Below are 13,639 nucleotides of genomic sequence, written 5' to 3' on the forward strand. Positions count from 1 at the left end.
TGAATCTTGTTCAACATTCCTATCAAGTTATTTAAGGTACTAATCGAGTTGCTTTAGCTATTTAGACTTGTTGGGCAAACTGTCTGCACCAATTCTTTTAATTTTTCTAGTTCTTTTTCTGGATGAGGCCACCAAGCCTTTGACCAAACTCGGAAGATTTTTAGACCTTGTTGCTCCAAAATACGCTGACGATGCAAGTCATAAGCATAAGCTTGCGGAGTATTGTGCCAAGGAGCACCGTCGCATTCAATAGCGATGCAAGGTTCTTGGTTGGCATTGAGAATAACAAAATCAACATGATAGCCACCCATTTGATAATCTGAAATCAATTGATCTTCATCAATAATATCTGTCAAATAGTTGTACAATTCATCTTCAAAAGGCGTTTCAGTAGGGTCGTCATGAATGGCTAAGCCTTCTTCATCACAGGCATCTTTTAATAGATCAAGTATGGTTGCCTTTGCTTCTTCATCCCCTTCTTCGATAGCATGTGCATAATCCAAATAAGCGTAAAGAATAGCTTTGCCACGATTGCCCTTTTCCAATATTTCGCTGGTGTATTTTGTAAAATACTCTTTGGGAATTGACGAAAAGACGCAAAGTTGTTGCTTGGCTCTAGTGATGATTACATTTAACAAACGATAACCTCTTTTACTATTTAGAAGCCCAAAAGATTGTTTGAACTCTCCTTCTAGGTTTAAACCAAAGGTTGTTGATATAATAATAATATCACGTTCATCTCCTTGGACGTTTTCTAAGTTCTTAACAAACCAGTTGTCATTGGCGCCAATTCTATTCATTTTTTGACGGAACAGGCTATCTTGAATGGTTTGTTCATGGATCAAGTCTTTGATTAGATTGCGTTGTTGCATGTTGAATGTTGCAATACCCAAACTAGGATAGCTACCATCTTCATTCGCTGGATAATCGTTTTTTAGGAAGTCAATGATTCGAGTAGCTTCCACCAAATTAGTTCCATTATTACTATAGACACCTTCTAAATGAAAAAATCTTAAAGGCTTATAATTGTTTTGAGCAGGTAAGGCAATTAATCTAGAACCATAGAAGGCCGCATTTGAGAAATTGATCAAATCTGGATGATACGATCTATAATGAAAATCTAGATAAGAGGTGTGTACTCTATTGGGATTTAGATTGTTGCCAAATTCTAGCAATGACTCACTTTCTGCCAAATAAAGCGGATTAGACTTGTCAAAATGATCTGTTTTTGTATTGGTCTCGCTCAAAAAATCGTTAGAATCCACCGAAATATCGCTCGAAAAATAATTGGAAGGAGGCATCTGGTGTTTGTCGCCAGAAATCACCTTAATGCGCCCACGAATAAGAGACGGATAGGTATCTTCCAAACGCAGTTGACTAGCTTCGTCAAACAAAACAACATCAAATAAATTGGGTTTTAAGGGCATAATAGAGCTAGCTACTATTGGATTGACAAGAACAACAGGAAAAATATTTGTAAATAAATCAAACTCCTCATGCAAGATATTTCTCAATGAGTTCTTGCGAGAATATTTGCTGTTTTTACGATGGTTAAAGAGCCATTTAATATTACTTTCTCGATTGAATTTTTTGATACTTTGATGCTGTATGGCTTCCCATGTTTTTAGAATTTTTCGCTTTTGCAAACGTTGTAATTCAGCCTGAATAGCGGTAATTTTTTCTAATGTTTTGTTATTTGTATTAAAATCACCTAAACGAGAACTTTCTAAGTCTATTAATAAGTAGAGATAGTTGTATTTGAACACTGCGTCCCAATGCTCAGGAGTGCTGGCATTTCGCAACGTACTTAGGCAGTCTTGGATTAAGTCAGCAGTCGATTCAAAGAAAATACGCCATTCAAAATACTCTTTGAATACCGATTTGTGTTGAATGCACTTGTCTAATTGTTCTGTGATATAAAGCACATCTTCCATTCTAGGAACTGTTTGCTTTTCTTCTTCAAAAAGCTCATTTTCAACTTTTTGGAAATTAGATTTTTTGAGAATTTTATTGATTTTTAAGCAAATAGGCGGTGCTTTTTGCCAAAAATTATTGATAACTTTTGCTTTGCTAGAGAACAATTTCATCGCTTTGGTAGAGCTGGATTGTTTGAGTGTATCCATGGTGTCAACTTCTGGAATAGTTTGTACAACTGTTTGAAGTTGCATCAATTGCTCTTGAAGCTCCGTTAGCGTTTTGATATGGTTGTAAATCTTTTGATAGAAAAGACTCAAACGCCTAACTTTCATAGAAAAACCATTCGGGCGAATAATAGACGTGTGTTCTAAATGTTGATTTAATTTTAATAACAACCGATAACGCTCTTCCCAAAACTGAAGGGCGTGTTCTACGGTTTGTACCATCGCTCGGAAGAATTTAAAATCAAAAGTAGTTTTGAATGTACTTGAAAATTCTTTCAACTCTACAGGTGCATTGGCAACAGATAGTTTATCAATACCAACATCTAGCAAAAATTGTTTTTCTTGCTTGATTTTATCAAACATTAGCCGTTCGTTTTTAATAGAATAAGTCATTCCATCAAAAAAACGAGCCGCTAAACCATCAAAAACATAAGCATTGGCATCTACCTCTCCAAACAAGTCACTTCCTTGCTCAATATAGCGGCTGATGTAGTCAAACTCCCTTTCTGATAGTTCTAACTCTAAATTCTCAAATAGAATATCGTCAATAGGAGCTGCTCGTTTGTAGCGCAAATAGTCGGTAATAATTTCCTTTAAGTTAAAATCTCTAAATGTATTTTTTAGTAGATTTCTATGTTTATGGTTAAACTCTAAGATAAGCTTGTTATAGCGTTTGAGTTTAGAACTATAGTTTTTTTCGTTAAAACGTTGGTGCTTTAGCTTGACAACATCTGTGATCTGGCGAACCGTACTAACAATCTTCTTGCGATCTCGGTCAACATCATCAATAATTGCCACTAGTTTTTCTAAACCTAACTTTTGAAGGTTGCTAAAGATGACATTAAGTGCTGTTTTCTTTTCACAAACCACCAATATCTTGCCTTGGTTTTCGAGTGTATTGGTAATAATAGCCGTCAAACTTTGACTTTTTCCTGTGCCAGGAGGTCCTTGAATGACTTTGAATTCTCGTTCGTCTAATGTTCGGATAATTTCTTCTTGACTAGGGTCAGAATCAACAGAAGTGTTGTTGGATAGGCGAGGCGTTTTTAATCCCAAATCATTGAAGCCCATTTGGTCAAAATTGGCAATCAATTGATCGGTATCTTTGATGATACTCTGTTTTTGAGTTCGAAACATACCCAAAATACCAGCCCAATGAATTTGAGGCATTTCGGAAGCTGTTGACTCAATACTTGCCTTATCCAAAACAGGATTAATTTGGATGTCCAAGTTGTTGATTTCATAACTAAATTTGCTTAACAGGGTATGTAAAACCTCTTGTAATTGTTCTACCGAAATTAAATTGTTTTCTGGAAAATGAATGGGCGTTTCATCTATATTAATCCCTTCTTCTGTATTAATATAAGAGAGCAAAACATCGTTGACGTAAATAGGAGAGTCAGCACTTTTGGAAATAATCCATTGATTTTTGGTGGCATTGGAGCGGTGTATGTCTAAACTCCAAATTAACAAAGGTGCTTTGATAATTTTATTAGGATCGGTTGTGCTTTGTTTGATTAACAATGGGTATCCCAAGCCAAAAGTACGGATGCCATGCTCCAAGAAATTATCTTCGTTTTGATTGTAAATAGCATTTAAGCGCTTTGCCAAATCATCGTACAGTTTCTTATGCTCTCCAGAAAGCGAAGAAAAAGGAACGTCGTCAAAGCTAATTTTATATTGAAACTTGGGTTTGGATAATAGGTTTCGCAGCAAAAAATCTTCGGAAGTATGCCCTGTTGAGGTTTCAAATAGAGTCTCTGTTCCATGGTTTCCGTCAATTAAGTCCAATGAAGTTAAGTCTAAACGCGTAATGTATCGCCCTGGAAGTGCGTTAAGATGTATCGTATGTAAATTCCCAGTTTTTAATTTATTATTGAGATAAGTAACAAATTGCTTATTCATGAAGTCAACGTTGGATATGTATGTTAAAAAACAGCTACTGTGTATTGGTTATACTTCATGATGTTTTATGAGAAAACAAGCTTTGTTTTTTATGAAAATCAAAAAAGCATCTCTATACCACCACGAAGTAATGATTAATTGAACGGTTTGTTCTTTGAATGTGCTTTTTTTCTTTTTGCTAAAAAAGTAAAAAAGCAACAAACTATTAAACTATGTAAGGTACAAAAAAGAGCTATAAAACATAACTTGAAGGTCGTAAAAAAATAGGTTCAAATTTAGTATGTTGTTTGGTGTGATGGTACTGATTTTTCAACGATCTATTTTGTGTAGATTGACTGGATAGCTTGGAATCCCTTAAAAAAAAGAAGAGAATAATGATAGAAAGGGGCTGTCTCTGATTTTTATATCTACCTGCTTGTTTATAATATAAAAAAGCCCGAATTCAACTCAACCTCATAAGTCAAATTCGAGCATACAAATAGCCGAAACTACTTGCATTAAGCATCCATTAGGTTAGTTTGTAAGCGCAGCAGCCCACCTAAAAATTGTATTGGTTTGATAGGTGTTTGTTGGCAAACAAAAACAAGCTATTCTATCAAGTACTTAGTGTACGTACAATCTTGTAAGCAGATTGCTGTCAGTGGTAATACTCTTTAACTTTTTATATTATTTTATTATATTAGAAATTAGCGGTTAGTTGTGCTGTTTTAATACGGCTTTAATGACTATACAACTAACTATTGAAAAATGAAATTTAGAGTTTCAAATCTCTTGAGACTTCTATTTTTATAATACGCAAAAAACAAAAGGTTACAGGTAGAGCAAAAAAAATTGTATTTTGCACAGTCCTATTCTTTAGTAGTCTACTCATTGTTTAGTACAAATACAATACAGATGCCTACTAATCTTTTAAGCGAGTCTTTAATATATTCGCTTTGTCTTGTCTTGACAACAAGGTATTGTTTTGAATAGATTGTACCAAGTTAACATATTAGACAGAGAGAGAAAAAATAGGTCCAACGTAAAAACGATTTAATTGATAGGGCATCTAGTGATAAATAGTAGTTAGCTTTGTTATTCCCTGCGATTGCGAGCTCTCATAGCTCGGTTCACTGCTGCTGCGTAGCTGGTAAAGCTGCACAGTAACGCAGATAACTATTGTGACAAAAAAAATTATATAATCAAACAGTAGTTGGCTATTGAAGCGGATTACTAATTAAGTAGATATAAAAAATGAAAAGAATACTTCCTATTGTATGGATTCTTATAGGTGGTTTATTACTGTCGTTTATTGGGGTAAAAAATCATCCTAGTCAAGGGCATAGAATGGTGATTGTCAAGCATAGACCGAGCTTAAAACTAGAATACTATTCTCCCATAGGAGACTCTAAGAAATTACTAGAAGAATTGAGCCCAGAAGAGCAGAAAGAAGAACTATTGTATCGAGAATTTGTTAAACGTCCAGAGTCGCACACAATTGACAATATTGCCTTGGTCTTTTTTCAACTTGGAATTTATTTAATTGTACTCAATTTGTTGAAGTTGATCTTTTTTAGAAGAAAGTATCGGTTCAAAATGGGACGGTTTATTTCCTTGAATGTCATTGGTGTTGCCATTGCAATGGGAGTCTATCAAATTTACTGGACGAAAGACATGGCTTTGTGGGTGGCTGTATTGGGGCAAGTCATTTTAAATATGGTACTAATTTTCCCACGACTGCGCAAAAATGCTTAAAAACAAATTTTAAATCAAGCCAAATGAAAAAGACCAACAAACTGATTCATGAAACGAGTCCTTACTTACAACAGCATGCATACAATCCAGTAGATTGGCACCCTTGGGGAGAAGAAGCACTGGCAAAGGCAAAAGCAGAAGACAAACCAATTTTAGTAAGTATAGGTTATTCTACTTGTCATTGGTGTCATGTTATGGAGCGGGAGTCTTTTGAAAATGAGGCTGTTGCTGATTTTATGAACGAGCATTTTATTAATATAAAAGTAGACAGAGAAGAACGTCCAGATGTTGATGCAATTTATATGGAGGCTGTTCAGTTGGTGCAGAATGGACAAGGAGGTTGGCCCTTAAACTGTTTTTTGTTACCAGACGGGCGCCCCTTTTTTGGTGGAACTTATTTTCCACCTCAACCCGCTTATCAAAGAGCCTCTTGGATACAAGTACTACAAAACTTATCCAAAGCTTATAAAGAAAGAAGGGAAGATGTTGAAGCACAAGCCAGTCAAATTGTAGGATATATTCAAAAAGCCCAAACACAGTTTTCTAATAAAATTGATATTCCAAAAGGCGAGCAAGTGTTTGATCGTAAGTTTGTTAAGGATGTTTTTCAGCGCTTGGCTCAGAATTTTGATGAAGAAAATGGTGGTTTTGGAAGTGCGCCAAAGTTTCCAGGAACCATGCCCTTGCAGTTTTGTTTGAATTACTATTTGGCAGAAGGAGAAAAAAAGGCTTTAGAACAGGTCTTACTTTCCTTAGATAAAATGTCCAATGGTGGTATCTACGATCATTTGGGAGGTGGCTTTGCTAGATATACAGTTGATGCTGCGTGGCTAGTGCCGCACTTTGAGAAAATGTTATATGATAATGCGCTCTTAGTTGGGTTATTGGCAGAAACCTATAAATTAACGACTCGTCCCCTGTACAAACAGCGTATAGAGGAAACGTTGACTTGGGTAGAGCGAGAAATGTCGTCTGAAGAAGGGGGATTTTTTGCTGCTTTGGATGCAGATTCAGAGGGCGTTGAAGGTAAGTTTTATGTATGGGACAAAGCAGAAATTGATGCTGTTTTAGGAGAAGATAGCAAGTTGTTCTGTGCCTTTTATGACGTTTCTGAAGAAGGAAATTGGGAAGAAAAGAATATCTTAAATATACCGACAGATAAAACAGATTTTTTGAAAGCGCATGCGATAAACGATACGGATTTTGATTTATTCTTGAAAAACTGTCGAAACAAATTGCTAGCAGCTCGTGCGAGTAGAGTTCGTCCAGGTCTAGATGACAAAATTCTGTTGGATTGGAATATGATGATGGTAACGGCATATTGCAAAGCTTATCAAGCGCTGAGAATCGAACAATACAAAGAGCGGGCATTAAAAGCCTTGAATTTTGCGCTTCGTGCCTTCCAAATAGAAGAAGATAGTTTGCATCTGTATCATAGTTATAAAGATGGGAAAGCCAAGCATCATGCTTTTTTAGATGATTATGCTTTTTTAATCGAGGCACTCATAGAAGTACACCTTATTACGCAAGAAATTCATTATATCAACTTAGCAAAAGAGTATTTGGATTTTGTCAACAACGAATTCTTAGATCATCAGCAGCATTTGTATTTCTTTACTTCAGCTAAGCAGCAAGATATTATTTTACATAAAAAAATAACTTATGATGGGGCAACTCCTTCTGGAAATGCTACAATGTTACACAATTTGCAACGTTTAGGCGTACTATTAGATGCAACAGCATACAGGGAACAAGCTGTAAAAATGGCACTGACGATCAAAGAGCAAATAAGAGAGTATCCTTCTTCTTTTGGACAATGGGCAAATGCTTTGTTTTTGGAAGTATATCCTCTTAAAACGGTTGCTGTGATGGGGACAAAATATGCTGCAACCATTCAAGATTTGTTAGCTAAGTCATTTTTGAATACCTTTATTTCAACAGAAGCAACAAAAGCAGTAAGAGGTTTAACGATTCCCAAAGTTACAGGAGAGACCAGTATTGTGGTTTGTAAAGATTATACTTGTAGCCTACCTGTAAATACTGTGGACGCTGCTTTAGAATTGTTGTCGGAATAATTAAGGAAAAGCACTCGATAAAGATTAAGAGATGAAAATAGCGGTTAATACTAGGTTCTTGATGCCCAATAAACTGGAAGGAATTGGATGGTTTACACATGAGACATTGAAACGTTGGGTAGAATGGCATCCAGAGCATGAGTTTATTTTTATTTTTGATCGTCCCTTTTCAGAAGAATTTATTTTTGCAGATAATGTGGTTGGGGTACAAGCTTTTCCTCCTGCACGTCATCCTATCTTGTTTTATTGTTGGTACGAATGGGCAATTCCTAGTATCTTAAAGCGTTATCAGGCGGATGTATTTGTGTCTCCCGATGGCTTTATGTCTTTGAGAACCAAAGTGCCAACCTTAATGGTTTTGCATGATATTGCGTGGAAACATTTTAAGAAACACGTGTATTATACCGCCATGAAGTATTATAGCTATTACGTTCCTAAGTTTGTACAAGCAGCCAATCAGATGGCAACTGTTTCAGAATTCTCAAAACAAGATATTGTAAGAGCATTTAATGTTGACCCTGCTAAAATAGATGTTGTTTATAATGGCAGTCATCATAATTACCAACCATTATCAGAAGCAGAACAAGAACAGATACGAATGCAATATAGCAATGGAAAACCTTATTTTTTATACGTCGGTTCGATTCATCCACGCAAGAATGTACCTAATCTACTTCGTGCTTTTGAGGCGTTCAAAAAACAAACGAATGCTCCCATTCAGTTACTTTTTGCAGGGCGTATTATGTGGCAAGGAGGACCTGTGGGCGAATTGTTAGCAACCTTAAGTAGCCAACAAGATATTGTGTTTTTGGACTACGTTCCGAATGAATTATTGCCCAAAATTGTAGCTTCTGCCTTTGCATTGACTTATGTTTCACTCTTTGAAGGTTTTGGAATACCGATTTTGGAAGCTATGTATTGTGATGTGCCTAGTATAACTTCTAATTGTTCGTCTATGCCAGAGGTGGCAGGGAAGGCAGGTTTGTTGGCAGATCCGAATTCTGTTGAAAGTATTTGTGAGCAAATGCTTGTTTTGTGGAAAACTCCTGGTTTGCGTCAAAAACTAGTCGAAGAGGGAAGAATACAACGCCAACATTTTTCTTGGGACTTAACCGCCAAACGTTTGTGGGATAGTTTGGAAAAAGTGCTGCCCAAAACATTAGAATAAAGCATAGAGTTTAGGTCCCAAGATAAGCGCTCCCACCAAAGCTGCCCCTATCGCAGACAAAAGCACTGCGCCCGCAGCAATGTCTTTGGACTTTCCTATCAACTCATCGTGTTCAGGTGAAATCTTGTCGGCTAGATATTCTAAGGCAGAATTCATGGCTTCCATAGCCGTTACGAGCGCAATACAGAGTATTATTAAAGCCCATTCTATCAATGTAATTTGAAGAAAAAAAGCTATTGGAATAACTAGGACGGTCGCTAGTAAATGCACTTGTGCATTAGGGTGATTGGAGAACAAATCTTTTAAGCCTTTTATAGCCCATTTGAAACTAGCAATTCGTTGTTGTATAAACTTTATCATAATACTTAGATTGTGCTTTCAAACTTAGCAAAAATCTTTATAAGGAACGAATATATTGTTATTCTGTAACGTGTTTTTATGCCTTACGCAATCATTTTGGGAGACTTGGAGAGATTGGTATGTCTGTTGTTTTTTATTATCTAATATTTTGGTTTGATAGTTGTCTAATTGACTGATAGTACTTACAACATAATGGTTTGACGCAGCTCGTAGAGCAGTAATGCCGTTGTTTTCAGAGAAATAGGCAAACTAAAAAGCTATGAACAAAACTTGTCCATAGCTTTTTAGTTTTTAGTATTACATATTAATAGCAATGCATCCTTTTTTCTTCGTTCTTTTGCGTTTCTTGAGTAATTTTTTTTGTTTCCTTTTAGTTGCGGTTGTTTCTGGAAACGTAATTAAATGTTTATTGGCTACAGGTGGTTTGTAATTTACAGGAATGTGCACCTTAACCTTTTTGGAAGGAGTTGGGCTAGTTAGAGGCGCTGCTTTTTTGGTTAAATTGTTTGTAATATTCGTTTTGGATCGCCCCTCACACATTTGACTGTATGTAGGGATGCTCAAAAATAAAAGCAATACGCTTATTAAAACAAGTATAGGTGTAGATTTTAATGTCATATGATTGGATTTTTATTAAGAAATAACAACAAGATTGTTTGTTGATGTATATAAATTGATTTACTAAAATCTCAGCCATCAGTATTTAGTAAATGGTGTAGTTGGAGGTGTCTTTGGTTTATTTTTTATGATAATGTGTTGTAAGACTTAAACTTATCTATAATATAAAACGCAGAGGAAGGATAAAAAGTTAGGTGATTATTCACTTTTTTATGTTAAAAAGTGCTTAAATTTTTTGAAGAGATGGCTAAAAAAAAAGTTCCTAGCAGGGTCGCTAGGAACTAATTTGGGCAAAAGTGGGTAAACTCAATCACTTTTTCGGAATTGCATTAGGAGAATGCGCATCACAATAGATACCAACAATAATTTTTAGTTTTTTTACTTAATACATTACTCCGTTGAAAAATCGTATTAGTTTGATTATCAGCAAGGTGTATTTCTACTAACCTTTGTGCTAAAAGACTGATAATCAAACTAATGCAAGATGCTTTTTTACGTTTTTCGTAGGAAAACTAAAAAATCAACGGAGTATTATTAATATATAACTACTATTGATGAATACAAAATCATCACAGATTAAGCCATAGGCTATCGTACAATCAATTTCCCAGAATTGAGCAATAAGCCATTTGCTTCTAAGCGATAAAAATAGATTCCTTGTTGTAGGTTTCTCCGCTCTAAGATAATCTGTGAATCATTTTGACTATGTTTCTTTACAATACTTCTGCCCATTGCATCAAATACCTCTAGGGTAATTGTTTGATATTCTGTTTCACTTTCGATTTTTAAGGTTGTATACTGTTCAAAGGGATTAGGGTAAACATGGACTTTTACTTGAGGTACTAAAACCTTATCAATATTCGTAAATACAATAAAGTCTTGACCAATAGTATGGAATGTTTGATTGGTAATAACCGCAGGATTTTGATCAAAAAAGATAGCAGCTTGATTATAGATCACTGTTCCAATTGGGTTATTGGGTTTTTGTCGAATTCTAAAGTCTACAAAACCATGTGAAGCTGCAAAATTTGTTGAGCTATCTGGTAGCATGATATTATTAAAACGAAATTCAACGACATTGTTCTTCAATAAGCGCCAAGTATAAGTATGACTAGATACACTAGGCAAGATACTCGTTGGATCTAAATGAGGCGATAATGTGTCCAAAATAACGACATTGGTCGCAAAGTAAGTCCCTGTATTTTGGAAGCGAATTCTATATTCAAGCTCTATATTATCTTCAATATAGTGTGGAGCACTATAGCCTACTGGAAAAGCTTGTTTGTCATTAGGGTCCCACGAACCAACATTGGGCTGACAGTCAATTGAATAATAAGGAGAACCATCGTTTAGTGTAAAAATGTTAACAAAACCAGTACTAATAGGATTGGGGTTAGGAGCACTAGTTGTTGAGCAACCTTCTACCGTTGCTGACGCTTGAACATTCCAAGGGTGCCCTTGCACTTGAGGTATTTGCAATCTAAAGGTTGCTCCTGTCGCCTCAAAATTTTCCCAAGGTGTAGCGCCTCCAGATGGTAAGGTAATGCCTGGGCTGCTGTGAAAAATAATATCGTCTTCTATAACCCAATAACTTTGAGGAGCAACCATGTTTTGATTGCCCGTATTTCTAACACGAAACGCAACAGAGTCGTTTGCGCAACGAGCTTCTACCTCCAAATTAGGTCCCATCCATGGCAAACAAGAACTATCGGGATAAATATTGGCAGAAGCACAGTGTGTCCTTGCTCTATTACTGGTATCGCAAGCAGGATCTAGAATGCCATAAATTCTGAAATTATTGCAAGTATTAACTGGTACATTTCCAATGTTAAATGTATAGGTAAAACCTATTTGACTTGCGATGGGAATCTGAGTACTATCAATAACAAACAAAGAATCTAAAGTAACCTCTATATACACATTAGAAGCGTCTATTGTCCCGTGGTTGCAATATTCTACGGTGTAATAATTGCTCGCACAATGCACCAAAACAGGAGCCGCTATATCGACATACATGTAAGGACATAGAGTTGTTGGTTGCATTGGGAAATTAATAATGGCAGAACTATTATAGGTGCCTAGATTGGCGGTAACATTGGTGTTACAAGATGACCAATAAGGGTGTATGGGCATCACATTGACTGTATAAATACCCGTATCTACAGCCGCAGAGTAGGTTCCATTTGGATTGGGTGTGACATAAGTAGTAAAATTACCCTTGCTAATGGCAACCATAACATCAGTGTAGGCTGATTCAAGCGGAGAGACAAAGCAGTTGTTATTGGAGTCGATGGCAATACGACCTGTGATTTGTGCACAATTATTGGGGGGCAATATCGAAAAACTAAAACTCTGAAAATTAGCAATAGGGCATGCATTATCTGAAAAAGCAATAGAAAATACATTGTTTTGAACCGCAGGAATAATAACATCTAATAAAGCATTGTTTTGGTTTCCTGCAATAGGATAGCTCAAGTTAATTGTTGCGTTAGGATAAACTTGAAATATACTTGAATAATTATTAGAAATACTTAGAGAGTCTATCGTGTCAGCATCAGATAAGCTTAACTGAAAGTGCAAGTCTTCTCCTGGGCAAGCATCAAAGACCGTAGAGGTTCCCTGAGATTGTACAATGCCATTTCTAACCCTAGCAACATTGTCTAAGGACAAACTATTGTTATTACATGACATAACAACGACTTGCATGGTACGCCTTGTATGACCAATTAAAATACCAGCTCTGTATTCCTCTACAAAGATATCCATGACAACAACTTGATTCGTAGTAGGAATAAAGTTTAGCTGCCCACTTTGTGTATTAAAATTCACTCCTGAAAGTGTGTTTAATGGATTGGTAGGCGTAAACCCTGGATTGTAACCAATAGGGGTATTGGCTGCGGTTAGTGGAGCAACTAAAGAGTAAACAACAGAATCTCCATCTGGGTCAATAATAGAATTAGAGACGGACTGAGCCAAACTATCACAAACAACAAAGATAGGAATATTGGCAAAAGAGGGAGAGCTATTACACGTGATACTACCATCTAGTAAGGTTGTTTCTATGTATAAGCTTTGAGTAGAAGGGTTCGCTAGGTTGGTAATAGTTGTATTTCGACAGCAACTAGTGTAGCTAATGGTCCAAGTACATCCTGCAGGGGCAGCAGAGAGATCCAAAACCCCTGTATAAGTATTTTCTTCATAGCCTGGCACAAAACCTCCATTACAAGTGCTTTGTCCTGCAAATGCAGAACAAGCAACGGGAACCTCACTAACAGATGCCAAGCTTAAGGTTATCGTTTGCGAAAAACCATTACAGGTTCCACTACCAGCAACATCGATATTTAGATTAGGTGCTAAAGCGATACCACTACAGTCTCGGTACATTCGAAGGGTAATTTGATAACGATTGTTACCCATACAGGTATAACTTAGATCGGCAGCGGCAGCATGAGATGCTTGTATTTCAGAGCCTAAAAACAGGATGATGAAGAAAGAAAAGTATATTTTGAGGTAGTTCATATGTATATAATTTTGGAGGAAATATTTGAGCAGCTATTAGCCAGTACTCAAAGAAACATTAATGCGGTTCTTTCCACGGTACTAAGTTCTAAAATTCCACTTGTGAAATCAAAGACATT

The 13,639-nt window shown here is 36.2% G+C and carries 7 protein-coding genes; 3 read left to right on the forward strand and 4 right to left on the reverse strand.

Annotated features, from left to right (window positions below; genetic code table 11):
- Window positions 1-53 precede the first annotated feature (53 nt).
- The gene (locus tag CG11_RS13485) at window positions 54-4,046 is read right to left on the reverse strand and encodes an AAA domain-containing protein (RefSeq protein ID WP_052597003.1); all 3,993 of its coding nucleotides are present in this window, start codon (window positions 4,044-4,046) and stop codon (window positions 54-56) included.
- 1,233 nt (window positions 4,047-5,279) lie between these two features.
- Here CG11_RS13485 and CG11_RS13490 point away from each other — a divergent pair.
- From CG11_RS13490 to CG11_RS13500, 3 genes are read left to right on the forward strand one after another with little or no spacing between them, the layout of a single operon-like run.
- Window positions 5,280-5,780, forward strand: a complete 501-nt coding sequence (locus CG11_RS13490; RefSeq protein ID WP_052597004.1) for a hypothetical protein — start codon at window positions 5,280-5,282, stop codon at window positions 5,778-5,780.
- Window positions 5,781-5,803: 23 nt separating this feature from the next.
- Window positions 5,804-7,855 (forward strand): thioredoxin domain-containing protein, encoded by a 2,052-nt coding sequence (locus CG11_RS13495; protein ID WP_052597006.1) that lies wholly within the window; start codon window positions 5,804-5,806, stop codon window positions 7,853-7,855.
- A gap of 31 nt (window positions 7,856-7,886) precedes the next feature.
- Window positions 7,887-9,023, forward strand: coding sequence for a glycosyltransferase family 1 protein (locus tag CG11_RS13500; protein ID WP_052597008.1), 1,137 nt, complete (start codon window positions 7,887-7,889; stop codon window positions 9,021-9,023).
- Here the strand turns inward: CG11_RS13500 and CG11_RS13505 are convergent.
- The 3 genes from CG11_RS13505 to CG11_RS13515 form a co-directional block, all read right to left on the reverse strand.
- Window positions 9,015-9,383 carry a diacylglycerol kinase gene (locus CG11_RS13505; protein ID WP_052597010.1) on the reverse strand — a complete coding sequence of 123 codons (369 nt, stop codon included), beginning with the start codon at window positions 9,381-9,383 and terminating at the stop codon, window positions 9,015-9,017. The genes CG11_RS13500 and CG11_RS13505 overlap by 9 nt on opposite strands.
- 297 nt (window positions 9,384-9,680) lie before the next feature.
- Window positions 9,681-10,001, reverse strand: coding sequence for a hypothetical protein (locus CG11_RS13510; RefSeq protein ID WP_052597012.1), 321 nt, complete (start codon window positions 9,999-10,001; stop codon window positions 9,681-9,683).
- 588 nt (window positions 10,002-10,589) lie between these two features.
- On the reverse strand, window positions 10,590-13,520 hold the full coding sequence (locus CG11_RS13515; RefSeq protein ID WP_052597014.1) for a T9SS type A sorting domain-containing protein: 2,931 nt from the start codon (window positions 13,518-13,520) through the stop codon (window positions 10,590-10,592).
- Window positions 13,521-13,639 lie beyond the last annotated feature (119 nt).

This window comes from Aureispira sp. CCB-QB1, from assembly GCF_000724545.1.
Classification (GTDB): domain Bacteria; phylum Bacteroidota; class Bacteroidia; order Chitinophagales; family Saprospiraceae; genus Aureispira.